Source organism: Dorea sp. (genome assembly GCF_977044405.1).
Genome location: NZ_CDRRQK010000012.1, coordinates 68,408 through 84,105, shown reverse-complemented (window position 1 = coordinate 84,105; position 15,698 = coordinate 68,408). Strand labels below are relative to the sequence as shown.

Annotated in this window: 13 protein-coding genes; all 13 read right to left on the bottom strand. The window is 41.9% G+C overall.

The window, feature by feature from the left end; translation table 11 throughout:
* Nucleotides 1-262: AAA family ATPase (locus tag ACWJAF_RS07355; RefSeq protein WP_448863069.1), on the bottom strand; the 262-nt coding region annotated here is incomplete at its 3' end.
* Nucleotides 263-435: 173 nt separating this feature from the next.
* Nucleotides 436-909, bottom strand: coding sequence for a JAB domain-containing protein (locus ACWJAF_RS07350; RefSeq protein WP_448863068.1), 474 nt, complete (start codon nt 907-909; stop codon nt 436-438).
* Between the two features lie 208 nt (nt 910-1,117).
* A complete protein-coding gene (gene tsf, locus ACWJAF_RS07345; RefSeq protein WP_296032570.1) occupies nt 1,118-2,038 on the bottom strand; it encodes a translation elongation factor Ts in 921 nt (306 codons plus the stop codon).
* A 33-nt stretch (nt 2,039-2,071) separates the two neighbouring features.
* Nucleotides 2,072-2,806: a 30S ribosomal protein S2 gene (gene rpsB / locus ACWJAF_RS07340; RefSeq protein WP_028087118.1), complete on the bottom strand. Its 735-nt coding sequence runs from the start codon at nt 2,804-2,806 to the stop codon at nt 2,072-2,074.
* A gap of 272 nt (nt 2,807-3,078) precedes the next feature.
* Nucleotides 3,079-4,275 carry a C40 family peptidase gene (locus ACWJAF_RS07335; protein ID WP_296032572.1) on the bottom strand — a complete coding sequence of 399 codons (1,197 nt, stop codon included), beginning with the start codon at nt 4,273-4,275 and terminating at the stop codon, nt 3,079-3,081.
* Nucleotides 4,276-4,512: 237 nt separating this feature from the next.
* Nucleotides 4,513-6,039 carry a glutamate synthase subunit beta gene (locus ACWJAF_RS07330; protein WP_448863067.1) on the bottom strand — a complete coding sequence of 509 codons (1,527 nt, stop codon included), beginning with the start codon at nt 6,037-6,039 and terminating at the stop codon, nt 4,513-4,515.
* A gap of 12 nt (nt 6,040-6,051) precedes the next feature.
* Entirely contained in the window at nt 6,052-10,587 is a 4,536-nt protein-coding gene (gltB, locus tag ACWJAF_RS07325; RefSeq protein WP_448863066.1) for a glutamate synthase large subunit, read from the bottom strand.
* A gap of 129 nt (nt 10,588-10,716) precedes the next feature.
* Nucleotides 10,717-11,673 (bottom strand): CPBP family intramembrane glutamic endopeptidase, encoded by a 957-nt coding sequence (locus tag ACWJAF_RS07320; protein WP_448863065.1) that lies wholly within the window; start codon nt 11,671-11,673, stop codon nt 10,717-10,719.
* Nucleotides 11,674-11,898: 225 nt separating this feature from the next.
* On the bottom strand, nt 11,899-12,390 hold the full coding sequence (locus tag ACWJAF_RS07315) for a prolyl-tRNA synthetase associated domain-containing protein (protein WP_448863064.1): 492 nt from the start codon (nt 12,388-12,390) through the stop codon (nt 11,899-11,901).
* A gap of 15 nt (nt 12,391-12,405) precedes the next feature.
* On the bottom strand, nt 12,406-12,960 hold the full coding sequence (locus ACWJAF_RS07310; RefSeq protein WP_296032578.1) for a helix-turn-helix domain-containing protein: 555 nt from the start codon (nt 12,958-12,960) through the stop codon (nt 12,406-12,408).
* Nucleotides 12,961-13,046: 86 nt separating this feature from the next.
* Nucleotides 13,047-13,988, bottom strand: a complete 942-nt coding sequence (locus ACWJAF_RS07305; protein ID WP_448863063.1) for a tRNA dihydrouridine synthase — start codon at nt 13,986-13,988, stop codon at nt 13,047-13,049.
* 31 nt (nt 13,989-14,019) lie between these two features.
* Nucleotides 14,020-14,730 (bottom strand): tRNA (N6-threonylcarbamoyladenosine(37)-N6)-methyltransferase TrmO, encoded by a 711-nt coding sequence (gene tsaA, locus ACWJAF_RS07300; protein ID WP_448863072.1) that lies wholly within the window; start codon nt 14,728-14,730, stop codon nt 14,020-14,022.
* Between the two features lie 13 nt (nt 14,731-14,743).
* Nucleotides 14,744-15,613: an aldo/keto reductase gene (locus ACWJAF_RS07295; protein WP_448863062.1), complete on the bottom strand. Its 870-nt coding sequence runs from the start codon at nt 15,611-15,613 to the stop codon at nt 14,744-14,746.
* Between the last annotated feature and the right edge of the window lie 85 nt (nt 15,614-15,698).

Here is a 15,698-nt window from a genome sequence, read left to right as displayed (position 1 = left end):
GTGATGATTTTTCTTCAGAATTTCTGATATTTCCTCTCAAAACAATTGCCCGCAATACATCCATCGCACCAATAATATTAGTTTTTCCTGCCGCATTCGGTCCATAAATAACCGAAGAACTTAACCCTTTTATCTCTTTTCCTTTTATTTTTGTCTTCATAAGACTATAATCTAATCCCTTTTGTTTTGGCGCAGCTACCATTGAAAAGCTTGCCTCTTCTACAAAAGATTTATAATTTTTTGTTTTAAATTCAAGAAGCATTTTATTACCTCCATTCTGCTTGTTTTTAACAAAATCATATTTATATTATAGTCTTATTGTATGATAGAGTCAATTTTTTATTCTTATTTTGCACCTTTTCTTCAAAATCATTTTATTTTTGTTAAGTCAAAGAATCTTTATATCATAGATTCCCTGACTCTCCACCGCTTGCCCTATCTTTCCCAATCCATCCTTCCTGTCACATTCAACATCTTTTCTTCTCGGAAACTAAGCATCTTTTCATTAGTTCCGCCGACAATGATATGATCCAGCAATTCTATCCCCAGTAGCTGTCCGCACTTCTGTAGCTTCCTCGTAACGATCATATCCTCTTTTGACGGTTTCACATTGCCACTGGGATGATTATGAAGTCCAATGATTGCAGAAGCATTTGCCAGAATACTGCTCTTAAAGACTTCTCTCGGAATTACCAACGAAGCATTGATTGTTCCAACACTAACCAGATTCATATTGATTACCTGTCCATTATTTTTCATATTCAGGATGCAAGATACTTCTCTGTCATATTGAGATAACTCCTTCGCCATCAATTCTACAACAGCCTGCGGATTATCCAATGTCTGCTCACTATAAAGAGATGGTTCTTTTACTAAACGGATATTCACAACTTCTAATTCATTCTCCATCCTTCTGATCTCCTTTTGGAAATTCCCCAACTCACTCCCCAACTTTTACCCAATTCCATGCATAAATAGCGATAATTTACGATAAGTCAAAATTTATTCCCCAACACGCAAAAAAACCTTGAATCATCCCATTTTCATAGGAAATTCAAGGTTTTTCGTTGATTTACATGATAATAATACGGTTCAAATTCTTATGCGAACTGTAAGATTATGCGTTCATCTGTGCTGCAACTTCAGCTGCGAAGTCTTCATTCTTCTTCTCAAGACCTTCTCCTGTCTCAAAACGAACAAACTTCTTAACTGTCATGTTAGCTCCGTTCTCTTTAGCTACCTTCTCTACGTATTTAGCTACTGTAAGGTCGCTGTCCTGAACGTATACCTGATCTAACAGGCAGATTTCTTTCATCTCTTTGTTGAGACGTCCGATGATCATCTTCTCGATGATATTATCTGGTTTGTTTGGATTCTCCTGTTTAGCCTGAGCAAGAAGAATCTCTTTTTCATGCTCTAAGAAAGAAGCATCTACTTCATCACGTGAAGTATATTTTGGAGACATAGCTGCAACCTGCATAGCTACGTTCTTCAGGCATGATCTGATTTCATCGTTAACAACGTCTGTCTCAGCTTCTACAAGAACACCGATACGTCCGCCGCCATGGATGTAAGATACTACACAACCATCAGTAACAACTTTCTCAAATCTTCTGATGCTGAGTTTTTCTCCAATTACAGAAATCTTCTCATTTAATGCATCCTGTACTGTCTTAGAAGCATCTTCGTTCCAAGCCTCAGCCATGAATCCTTCCATGTCTGTTGCTTCAGAAGCGATTGCCTGATTAACAACTGCTTTAACGAATCCCTGGAATTCGGCATTCTTAGCAACGAAGTCTGTCTCAGAGTTAACCTCTACGATAGCTGCTGTCTTGTCTTCTTTTACATCAGCCATAACAATACCTTCTGCTGCGATACGTCCGGCTTTTTTAACAGCCTTAGCTTCTCCGTTCTTTCTTAAGAACTCGATAGCTGCATCCATATCACCATTTGTCTCATTAAGAGCTTTCTTGCAGTCCATCATTCCTGCACCGGTCATTTCTCTTAATTCTTTTACCATCTTAGCTGTAACTGCCATGATCTTATCCTCCAATTATGTTTTTTAAGAATCTTATTCTTCTACTGCTTCTTCAGCTTCTTCAACATACTCTTCTTCGCCTGCAACACCCTGGTTAGCTTCTACTACAGCATCAGCCATCTTAGAAACGATCAGTTTTACAGCACGGATAGCATCGTCATTTCCAGGAATTACATAATCAAGTTCCTCTGGATCACAGTTAGTATCAGCGATACCGATAAGTGGAATTCCAAGAGTGTGTGCTTCCTGAACACAGATTCTTTCCTTCTTAGGATCTACGATAAAAATAGCATCTGGAAGTGTCTTCATGTCTTTGATTCCGCCAAGGTTCTTCTCAAGTTTATCCCATTCTTTCTTTAACTGGATAACTTCTTTCTTAGGCAGTACATCAAATGTTCCGTCTTCTGACATTCTTTCGATGTCTTTCAGACGAGCGATTCTGCTTTTGATTGTCTTGAAGTTTGTAAGCATTCCTCCAAGCCATCTTTCATTTACATAGTACATTCCGCAACGTTCAGCTTCTACTTTGATAGCATCCTGAGCCTGTTTCTTTGTACCTACGAAAAGAATTGTACCACCTTCTGCAGCGATATCAGCTACTGCCTGGTAAGCCTCATCTACTTTACCTACAGATTTCTGAAGGTCGATGATGTAGATACCATTTCTCTCTGTGTAGATATAAGGAGCCATCTTAGGGTTCCATCTTCTTGTCTGATGTCCAAAGTGAACACCTGCTTCTAAAAGTTGCTTCATTGAAATAACGCTCATGTTTTTTTCCTCCATTGGTTTTTTACTTCCGCATATGTTGTTATACGTCCCCGAAACCGTCCTGTTACCAGGCTTTGGCACCATCGGGACAAGCCTATGCGTGATTTTTTGCGACTTCTCTAGTTTAGCATACATACATAAGAAAAGCAAGTCCTTTTCCCTGAAACCCTGATAATAATTGTATTCAGAGGACATGTCACCGACTGCTTCTTTCGAAAAAAAAGGATTCAAAATCATTTCTGACTCTGAATCCTCTTATATTCTTCTATGTATTATCTACGAACGTAAATCATACCAGACTGTACTGGTCCGACTTTTACAACGTCTCCTGTATGTGGAGCGTGGATCATCTGACCATTTCCGATATAGATACCACAGTGGTTAGCTGTTGTTACAACATCTCCTGGCTGTGGGTTGCTTACTCTTGTCCATCCCATGAATGTTGTTGTTGTTCCGATACGTGTATAGCTTCCTGTCAGACAGTAACTTACGAATCCTGAACAGTCAAAACTATCCGGTCCACAAGCGCCCCATACATATGGTTTACCAAGCTGGCTGTATGCTCTGCTTACGATTGTGCTGCCGCTTGCATTTGATGTACTTGTTGATGTACTTGTGCCTGTTGACGGCTTACTTGTCGTTGTATTAGAGCTTGAACTGCTTGATGCAGGTCTGCTTGAGCTTGTGCTGCTTGATGCAGGTCTGCTTGCTGTTGTTGTACTGTTTGAGCTACTTGATGATGAGTTGCTTGTCGAATTACTCTTTGGAGCATTGCTGCTTGCTGCTGCAGCTGCCTGCTGTCTTGCGGCTTCCTCTTTTGCTGCTTTCTCAGCGGCTTCTTTTGCTGCTCTTTCGGCTGCTTCTCTGGCTGCTGCTTCTGCGGCTGCCTGAATCTCAGAATCAAGGTTTGCAACCTCTGCTGATTTTGAACTGATCAGATTGTTGAGGTTATCTCCCTGTTTTTCGTATTCAGCCTGTTTGCTTTCCAGTTCTTTCTGGTCTTTTTCCAGACTGTCTTTCAGATCTGAGATCTGCTGTTTTGTCTCTACATATTCCTGTAACTGTTTTCTGTCATAACTATGTACGTTCTGAACGTATTCTGCTTTACTAAGTAAGTCTGTGAAGTCATCGGATGCGATCAGTGTCTCAAATGCTGATTCATTTCCAGCTTCGTACATGTACTTGATACGTTTTTTCATAGCTGCGTACTGTTCTTTTTCTTTTTCCTGCGCAACTTCCAGATCGCTCTGAGCCTGTGTGATATTCTCACCTGTCTGGATCAGCTCCAGTTCCAGGTTATTAACTTTTCCCATCAAGCTTGTCAGCTGTGACTGTAAGGAACTTACTTCGCTCTGTTTTGCTGCTTTTTCTTTTTTCAAATCGTCAACTGACGGTGCCGCTAAAACAGGTGTAACGATCATTGAACTTGCTGCCACTGCTGTGATTAATCTGATTCCGTATTTATTCATATTCACTCTTCTTTCTTTTTATTTTTTGGTTTTATACTTCCCTCATTGCGGAATCCGTTTTCCGCATCTGCATGTCATTATAGCGCACATGAATGTAAATTGCAACATTTTTTAATATTTTTGTAACAATTAACAGGCCGGGACGTTTCGTCCCGGCCTGTTTCTTCTTATTTATAATATAATAATATGTCGAAATACTACGATATAAATACTTTTTTAAATAATCCCGTCACATTCCTACTGGACATGCATATTGCTGTATCCCATCAGACTGACATCCACTTCCTTCGCAGCTTCTCTTCCTTCACGGATTGCCCATACAACCAGTGACTGGCCTCTGTGCATATCTCCTGCTGTAAAGACATTTTTCACGTTCGTATCATGCTTTCCAGGAGTCGTCTTAACGTTCGTACGTTCATTTACTTCTACGCCAAATGCCTTTGTTACATAGTCCTGGCTGCCAAGGAATCCTGCTGCGATCAGTACCAGATCCACGTCTACAGTATACTCACTTCCAGCGACCTCGCTCATCATCATACGGCCCGTTTTTTCATTTTTCTTTGGCTCTAATTTGACGAGTACTGCTTTGCAGACATTTCCATTTTTATCTTTTTTAAACTCTTTTACGGTCGTCTGATAAACTCTAGGATCATGTCCAAATACTGCTGCAGCCTCCTGCTGTCCATAGTCTGTCTTGCAGACTCTCGGCCACTCCGGCCATGGGTTCATCTCTGTACGCTGATCCGGTGCCTTAGGCATCATCTCAAGCTGCAATACACTTTTTGCCCCATGACGCATAGAAGTTCCCACACAGTCATTTCCGGTATCTCCACCTCCGATGACCATGACATTCTTTCCTTTTGCGGAAATGTAACTTCCATCTTCCAGTTTGAATTCATATGTTCCGTCTTCATTCTGTTTTGCATGTTTCCAGAGTGCTTTTGTTGTGGACTTTAAGAAATCCACTGCAAAATGTATTCCTTTTGCATCTCTTCCGGGAACCTTAATGTCTCTTGGATTTGATGCCCCGCAGCAAAGTACTACACGGTCAAATTCTTTTAATAATGTAGAAGCCTTTTTATCTTTTCCGATATTACATCCTGTAACAAACTCGATTCCTTCTTCTTCCATGATAGCAATTTTTCTGTCAATAAACTGCTTTTCCAGTTTCATGTTCGGAATACCATAGCGGAGAAGTCCACCGATTTTATCTTCCCGTTCGAATACTGTTACGCTGTGACCTCTGCGGTTCAGCATATCAGCTGTTGCAAGCCCGGATGGTCCGGAACCTACAACTGCCACTTTCTTTCCTGTTCTTACTTTTACAGGTTTTGCTGCGGCATATCCTTTTTTATATGCATTTTCAATAATGCTGTATTCATTCGCCTTACTTGATACCGCATCTCCATTCAGTCCACAGGTACATGCAGCTTCACAGAGTGCCGGGCATACCCTTGATGTAAATTCCGGGAAGTTATTGGTCTTTTTCAGTCTGTAATACGCTTCTTCCCAGTTGCCATGAAAGATCAGATCATTCCACTCCGGTACCAGATTATGAAGTGGGCATCCGCTTGCCATTCCCATCAGCATCTGACCGGACTGGCAGAACGGTACACCACATGCCATGCATCTTGCACCCTGTAATTCCTGTTCTTCCTTAGAAAGCGGAGTATGAAATTCCCTGAAATGTCTGATTCTGTCTTTTGGATCTTCTGCCAGTTTGTCCTGTCTGTTATAATCCATAAATCCTGTTGCTTTTCCCACTGTTCTTACCTCCTATCTTCCTTCTTTGATCGCATAGAACGCTTCTGTCTTTGCCTGTTCGCTGCTCATACCCTGTTCTTCCATCTGAAGAATTGTGGTCAGCATCCGTTCATAATCAATCGGGATGATCTTTTTAAATTTCGGAAGGTATTCTGTGAAGCTGTCCAGAATCTTCTTTCCAAGCTCTGAGTTGGTACTTGCCACATGTTCTTCGATCATGCTCTTAAGTTCACCTACATCCATCTTGGTTGTGACATGCTCGATGTGCACCATCTCTTTATTCACTCTTGTATAGAGATCGCTTTCCATATCCAGTACATAAGCAACACCACCGCTCATACCGGCTGCAAAGTTCTTACCGGTTCCGCCAAGTACGACAACACGTCCACCTGTCATGTATTCACATCCGTGGTCTCCTACACCTTCAACAACAGCTGTTGCACCTGAGTTACGTACTGCAAAACGTTCTCCGGCCACACCATTGATGAATGCTTTACCACTGGTTGCTCCATACAGAGCTACGTTACCGATGATGATATTCTCTTCTGCTTTGTAGCGGATTCCCTTCGGAGGATATACAACCAGTTTTCCACCGGAAAGTCCTTTTCCAAAGTAATCGTTACTGTCACCTGTCAGTTCCAGTGTAAGACCTCTTGGAATAAATGCTCCAAACGACTGTCCGCCAGCGCCCTTACAATGTACTACGTAGCTGTCCTCGTCCAGTCCTTCCGGATATCTTCTGGTGATCTCTGATCCAAAGATCGTTCCAAATGTACGGTTTGTATTTGTTACATCTACTTCAATGCTTCTCTTCTGATTCTTTTCCAGTGATGGAAGGAGTTCTTTTACCAGTACCTTTTCATCCAGTGTTTTTTCAAGTTCAAAGTCATATACCTTCTTTGGATTGAAGGTCATCGGTGTCTTAGTTCCTTCATATGGATTGTTAAGAATCTGCTCCAGATTCAGCGTAGAAGCTCTTTCTGATGTTGGTACATCTTTTACTTTTAGAAGATCTGTTCTTCCTACTAATTCATCCAGTGTACGTACACCGAATTTTGCCATATATTCTCTCAGGTCCTGCGCGATGAACTTCATAAAGTTCACTACATATTCTGGTTTTCCACGGAATCTCTTTCTAAGTTCCGGATTCTGGGTTGCTACTCCGACCGGGCAGGTATCCAGATTACATACACGCATCATCACGCATCCCATGGTTACAAGCGGAGCTGTTGCGAATCCGAATTCTTCCGCTCCGAGGATTGCTGCAATCGCTACGTCACGTCCGCTCATTAGCTTACCGTCTGTCTCGATACGCACTCTTTCTCTTAATCCATTCTGTATCAGTGTCTGATGTGTCTCTGCAAGTCCAAGCTCCCAAGGAAGTCCTGCATTGTGGATAGAGCTTCTTGGTGCAGCTCCTGTTCCTCCGTCATATCCAGAGATCAAGATCAGACCGGCCCCGGCTTTTGCAACACCTGCCGCAACGGTTCCTACCCCTGCTTCTGATACCAGTTTTACTGTAATTCTTGCATCTTTATTGGCATTCTTACAGTCATAGATCAGCTGAGCAAGGTCCTCGATCGAATAGATATCATGATGAGGCGGTGGTGAGATCAGGCTGACTCCCGGTGTTGAATGACGGGTCTTGGCAATCCATGGATATACCTTTCCTCCCGGCAGATGTCCACCTTCTCCTGGTTTTGCTCCCTGTGCCATCTTAATCTGGATCTCCTGTGCGCTGACCAGATATCTGCTTGTTACACCAAAACGTCCGGAAGCAACCTGCTTGATTGCCGAGCAGCGGTTCGTGTCAAGACGTTCAATCTCTTCTCCACCTTCACCACTGTTTGACTTTCCATGTAATTGGTTCATTGCGATTGCCAGTGTCTCATGTGCCTCTTTTGAAATCGATCCATAAGACATCGCACCAGTTTTGAATCGTTTTACGATCTCATCAACACTTTCTACTTCCTCGATTGGAATTCCTTTCTTTGGATAGTTGAATTCCAACTGTCCACGTAAGTTGATATGTTCTCCTTCTGCATTGACCATATCTGTATATTGTTTGAACATACCGTAGTCTCCACGTTTTGTGGATTCCTGTAACATATGTATCGTCTGCGGATTGTAAAGATGTCTTTCTCCACCGCTCTTTAACTTATGCTGCCCTACACTGTTAAGTGTCATATCCACTTCCAGGCCAAGCGGATCAAATGCCTGCGAATGGCGTGCAATATAATCAGCTGCGATTTCTTCGATTCCGATACCTCCAATACGGCTTACGGTATCTGTAAAGTATTTATCGATAAATTCCTGTTTCAGTCCGATTGCTTCGAAGATCTTAGCACCCTGATAAGACTGAATCGTAGAAATACCCATCTTAGATGCAATCTTAACAATTCCGCTAAGTACTGCATTATTATAATCATCAACTGCTGCATAGTAGTCTTTCTGAAGCATATCTGTATCAATCAGCTGCTTAATTGACTCATGTGCAAGGTATGGGTTGATTGCACAGGCTCCGTATCCGATCAGTGTTGCAAAGTGATGTACTTCTCTTGGCTCTCCTGTCTCCAGAACGATTCCTACGGATGTACGCTTTTTCGTACGTACCAGGTGCTGCTGCAGTCCTGACAGAACCAGAAGTGACGGCATAGCCACATGGTATTCATCCACACCACGGTCTGAAAGGATCAGAATATTTGCCCCTTCACGGATAGCTCTGTCTACTTCGATGAACAGATAATCAATTGCTTTTTCAAGGCTTGAGTTCTTATAGTAAATGGTTGGAATCTCTGCAACCTTAAATCCATCTTCTTTCATATTTTTAATTTTAAGAAGATCTGTCTCTGTAAGGATCGGGTTATGTACCTTTAACATCTTACAGTTCTCTGCTTTTTCTTCCAGGAGGTTTCCGTCTTCTCCGATATATACCGTTGTTGATGTTACAACTTTTTCTCTGATGGCATCGATCGGAGGATTGGTTACCTGTGCAAAACGCTGTTTGAAATATCCGAACAGATTCTGATGCATATCAGACAATACCGCAAGTGGTGCATCGATACCCATGGCTGCAGTTCCTTCTGCTCCATTTTTGGCCATGTTCAGGATGGATGTCTTCACTTCTTCATAAGAATATCCAAATGCTTTCTGAAGTCTTCTGCACTCTTCTGCTGTATAAGTCGGTACTTTCTGATTCGGAATCTTCAGATCTTTCAGTTCGATCAGGTTGTTATCCAGCCATTCACCATACGGCTGTCTGCTTGCATAGGTCTCTTTTAATTCTTCATCATCAATAACTTTTCCCTTCTTGATATCGACCAGAAGCATCTTACCTGGATGAAGTCTTTCTTTTACTACGATCTTCTCCGGCGGGATATCCAATACACCAACCTCAGAAGAAAGGATCAGTGTATCATCATCTGTAATATAATATCTGGAAGGGCGGAGTCCGTTTCTGTCAAGTACGGCACCCATACAGTCACCGTCACTGAACAGAATGGATGCAGGTCCGTCCCAAGGTTCCATCATGGTTGCATAATACTGGTAAAAATCCTTCTTTTTCTGTGAAAGGTTTCTGTTATTTGCCCATGGCTCCGGAATTGCGATCATGACTGCCAGTGGAAGATCCATACCACTCATAACCATGAATTCAATTGCATTATCAAGCATTGCTGAATCTGATCCGCTGCTGTTGATTGCCGGAAGTACTTCATGAAGCTTACCCTTCATGCATTCAGATTCCATATTTTCTTCTCTGGCACGCATCTTATCTGTGTTACCACGGATGGTGTTAATCTCGCCGTTATGTACGATAAAGCGGTTCGGATGTGCTCTTTCCCAGCTAGGATTTGTATTCGTACTGAATCGTGAATGCACCAGCGCAATCGCTGATTCATAATCCGGGTCCTGAAGATCTGAGAAGAACAGTCTTAACTGGTCTACCAGGAACATACCCTTATAAGCAATCGTACGACTGGAAAGAGATGCTACGTATGTATCATCTGCGCTCTGTTCAAATACACGTCTTACGATATAAAGCTTACGGTCAAAATCAATTCCCTGTTCTGTCTTTTTCGGTCTTTCAATGAATCCCTGCATGATACAAGGCATACACTCTACCGCTCTGCTTCCGAGAACCTCTGCTTTTACCGGGACCTCTCTCCAGCCAAGGAAATTCATCCCTTCTTTTTTGACAATTACTTCAAAAATTTTCTTTGCCTGATTTCTCTTCAGTTCATCCTGCGGGAAGAAAAACATTCCCACTCCATAATCTCTTTCTGAACGCAAAAAGATGCCGAGAGGTTTACAGACTTTGGAGAAGAATTTGTGAGAAACTTGTAATAAGATTCCAACTCCATCACCTGTCTTACCTTCGGCATCCTTGCCAGCTCTATGTTCAAGATGTTCAACAATTTTCAATGCGTTCGCCACTGTGTCGTGACTTTTGTGTCCTTTGATATTTACAATCGCACCGATTCCACAGTTATCATGTTCAAACTCGGAACGGTACAGCCCATTCTGCTGGACTACGTTTCCTTCTTTCATATACCTGTTCCTTTCTTTTTTTATTTTTTCCTACTATACCACAAGGTTTTACCTTTGTAAAGAAGAAATATTCCGTAAATTGTCAGATTATTAGTTAATTTATCATTTTGAATAAAAAAATCTGGCAATTTACATTGCCAGATTCTCTTTATCATTCTTTTTCTGTGGTTTTTCTTCGATTCCACGTATCATTACGAACATGGTCGATGCAATTGTTGCACACGCAACCGTAATGACTCCGATCCGGATCTTGTCTTTCATCAGCCAGCTGTAGAGTCCGAACTCCGTGGCCAGAACTGACAACAGATTCATCGCCATATGTGCAGCAACTGGTGCTTTTAGCGAGCCATATTTTTCATAGACATATGCAAGCATCATTCCTAATATAAACCCATAGATCATCTGTACCAGATTTATATGCAGGATTCCAAATACAAGTGACGAATATAACATTGCATATACAAATGTCGTACTGGATTCCAGACGTTTAAAAAACAATCCACGGAATACGTATTCTTCACTGATCGGAACCAGCACTGCCAGACACAGAATCTGTAAGAAAAGCGGTGCTGAATACATCGCATTCATCGTCTGTTCGTAGCTTGCATCCACACTTGACAGATTACCAATAATAATCAGATTATTCAGTCCCAGACTAAGTGCCAGTGCCATCACTATGACTGCCGGATATTTCCAAAGTGGTGCTTTTTTATTCGGTATAATTCCAGCCTCTTTTTCTTTCTTTCTATCTTTGTGAAACAGAATTGCCATTACAGGAATCGTCACCAGCGCTGTGACACCTTCTACAAGCGTTGTGCAGCTGATATATTTTTTTAATATCTTTTCATAAAATGCCATCATCTTATTCTGATCTGACATCAGTGCTTCCAATGCTTCCGGTGTCTGATAATGTGATCCCATATATGCCATCATCAAAGCGGCCATGGCTATCATTCCTACTCCAATTCCAATCCCCCATTTTATCAGGATCGGTCCCCACAGTCTCCAGAAACGTCTTCCCGGTGTCTCCGGCATCTGCTTCGGTCTGGAATCCGGCTGATTCTGCCTGTTCTGCCATTCTTCCATAGTTATCCTCGCTTTCATTTGTAACTTTTATATACGCATCTTTATATACGTAATTTCATATACCTATCTATTCTACTTCCATGTCCTGGAAGTTGCAATAAAAAAACTATAAACTTTTCACCTCAGAAAAGTTTATAGTTTTACGCTTATAGTTTTACAGGCGGTAATTCTCCATGTTGCAGAAATCATTTACCGCCAGCATCTCTATGTGGCACACCTTTTTTATTACAGTTTAATCTTCACAACATCCACATCCAGATTCCACAGGAATTTATCCAGGTCCTTGAATGAAAGAAATACTGTTGCGGTATTCTCCAGCGGATGGATACCCATACTTTTACATCTGCTTAAGTTCTTATCAATAAAGAATTCCACTGCATGATCTGTATCGTTCATCAGTGCAAATGGTGTCACACTTCCCTGTTTTACTCCCAGATACTTTTCCAGACGTTCTTCCGAGGCAAAGCTTAAATTTCCTGCTCCAAGCTGTCTTCCAAGTGTTTTTAAGTCTACCTTTGTCTTTTCATCAGCCGTAATCAGAAAATGTCTTTTTCCCTTTGGATCCCTTAAGAACAGGTTCTTACACAGTGTACCCTTTTCCGGGAGTCCCAGTCTGTCCATATCCTCCATGGTATGCACGGGCTCGTGTTCTACCACCTCATACTTAATTCCCATCTTTTTTAATGCGTCATACACACGCTGTTTCTGGTCTTCCATACTGTAAACCCCTTTCTAATTCGGATAATGTACTACGATATTCGCAGTCACCATGCCTTTTCCTGTATTCTTATAAATATAATCATCAAAAGCATTATAAGATGCTGCATCTCCTGCTTTAAGAACATATTCCCGGTCCTTAAAGGTCAGCGTCAGCTCCCCTTCATACACCGTGATAAATTCTCTGGTCCCTGTCATCTGCCTGTTCGCCTGCATCATGCCGCCCTCATCAAACTCCAGATCAAAAATTTCAAAATCCTGTCCTTCCCTAAAGCTGAATACCGGATAAAGACGGTATCTCCCGTCATCCCCGCTCAGAGGCTCTACTTCTTTTTTTCCTGTTTTGAAAAATGGCTGCGGCTTATCTACGGTAAATGCCGTCACCGGAACTTTCAGTCCAAGTGCCAGCTTATACACAGTAGATATCGTAGGATTTACTTCTCCTCTTTCCAGCTGGCTTAACATACTTTTGCTGATTGTTGTAAGGGATGACACCTGCTCCAGACTCAGTCCTTTTCCTTTCCGGATTTCCTTCAAATTCTCTGCGATCAACTGGTTCAACCGATCCATATGCGTCCCTCACCTTCTCAAAATTCCTGTATATAGAATTTTTATCTATTATATTGCATAAATTTTCAAAAGTAAAGAGAATTCGATCAAATACGTATATTTGCATGTCCTAACAGCTCATCTACAACAGACTCATACCGGTCTAATTTCTCCGCTTTTCTTATCTTTTTCAGCAGTTTTTCCTGATCCGGGAATAACATTCCAAGATAACACCAGAGTTCTTTCATTTTGAATAAAACATTTTTATCCCCGCAGCTTACCTCCTGGTAATCTTCGTAGATCTGGTCATGAAATGCTCTTAACTTTCTTGCATCCACCCGGTCTTCCCCCGATCCGATCAGCTCAGTCAGCTCCGGATTTCTTAAGATTCCTCTTCCAAGCATAACGCAGGACAATCCTGTGAATCTTTCCTTTATCTTATTCATATCTTCTACAGTATAGATATCTCCATTATAGCAAAGCGGACACCGGCACTCCCTCATCGCATCTTCGAATGCATCAAGATCCGGCTTTCCTTTGTAAAACTGCTGTTGGATCCTTGGGTGGACGATCAGCTCTTCTAACGGATACTGGTTATAAATTTCAAGAAGCTTTCCCCATTCATCTGCTCCGTATTTTCCGATTCTTGTTTTTACCGAGATCTTTATATCTGCTTTTGTATATATTTCATCCAGAAAACGATCCAGTTCATCTGTGTAATATAAGAATCCAGATCCACGTCCTTTTGAAACGACCGTTTTCGACGGACATCCAAGATTCAGATTCACTTCCCCGTAACCGTAAGCTTTTAATTTTTCAACTGTATTCAAAAATCCTTCGGCATCATTTGCCAGAATCTGCGGCACCAGATACATTCCCTGATTATGTTCCGGCAGGATATCATTCTTTTCCCGTGTGTTAAAGTCTTTTTTGGTATGGGGTACCAGAAACGGCGTAAAGTACTTATCCATCGCACGGTAATGTGCATGATATGCCCTTCTGTATATATATGTTGTAATTCCCTCAAGCGGTGCAAGATAATATTTCACCTGCAGTTCCTCCTGTTTTTATATGTATATTTTAGTTCTGATCTTTTTCAGGCTTCGCTTTGACGTTATGTTCATCTTTGTCAATCCCACACACAGTCAGTATCTGGTCTTTTACCTGAAAATGGATCTCGTAACCGGCATAACTCATTCCATATATACGCTCCGGATCCGTCTGATACGATGGTCGCGGATCTTCTGCGAGAATCTCCCGGATACATTTTCTTTGGTCTTTTGGAAGCTTTTCCAGAAGGTTCTCCGGGATCATAACTTCCAGTGCATAATTTTTTACCCGGTCAGCGAACCCGCCTTTTGCATCCTCCACGATATCTGCATAAGGAAGATATGGCTTGATATCAAAGACCGGAGTACCATCCATCAGATCTGCCCCTTCTACTAGAAGTACCGTTCCAAGTTTTGCATCTTTTTCTATTCCTGCCAGTTTTACACAGGACAGCCCTACCGGATTGGGCCGGAATGGTGATCTGGTTGCGAACACTCCGCAGCGCATATTTCCTCCCAGTCTTGGCGGGCGTACTGTCGGACTCCATGTCTCTTTGACTGCCTCTGAAAATTCCCAAAGCAGCCAGATATGAGAATACTCTTCCAGTCCACGAAGCGCCTCTTCTTTTCTGTATTCCGGTTCAAATACAATTATTCCTTTTGTACACGCAAGACGTGGCTGTCTTGGAATCCCGAATTTTTCCGGAAAATCCGTCCTGATTCTTGCGATATAGTGAAGCATACGTCCATTTTCATTATTCAAAATATACCCTCTCCCTGTCCGGATGCTCTCCCGACCAGCCTGCCTGCGGCATGGTCTCCAGACGGTACATATCTTCTTTTTCTATTTCAAACGAGAACAGATCCTGATTCTGAATCATACGTTCCATAGACGAAGACTTCGGAAGTGGTATGATTCCTCTCTGCACAGAATATCTGAGACAGATCTGGGCTGGTGATACATGGTATTTTTCCGCAAGTTCCACTACCAGTTCTTCTTTCAGGACCCTCTGTCTTCCGATCGGACTCCATGCCTGGACGCGGATATCATGTTCTTCACAATATCTCACAGCTGCTTCCTGTGAATATCCCGGATGGATCTCCAGCTGGTTAACTGCCGGTTTTATTTTGCAGTGTTCCAGAATATTTTCAATGTGATGCGGCAGGAAATTGCTAAGTCCGATTGCTTTTATCTTACCTTCTTCATATAATTCTTCCATCGCTCTCCAGCAGTCCAGATCCAGTCTCTTCCAGTCTTTGTAATCCGGTGCTGGAAGCGGCCAGTGGATCAGATACAGATCTACATAATCTGTCTGCAGATTCCGAAGTGTCTCTGCAAATGCTTTTTTTGTCTCTTCATAGCCCATATCATCTTTCCAGAGCTTGGATGCAATAAAAAACTCTTCCCTTGGGATCCCGCTTTCTTTGATTGCCTCGGCCAGATACTCTTCTGTGTGATAAAATGCAGCAGTATCAAAATACCGGTAGCCTGCTTCAATTGCAGTGCGTATGATCTCTGCACTTTTTCCATCTGCCGCTTTATAGGTTCCATAGGCAACACATGGAATCTTTACTCCGTTATTCAATGTATAGCAATCATTGATATCCTTTATCTTATTTTCCATTATTGTTCTCCTCCTCGTTTCTGTCTTTTATCGTTGTCCTTCGCTTTTTTGTTTTATTTTATCTTTTATCAAAACTGTATAAAAT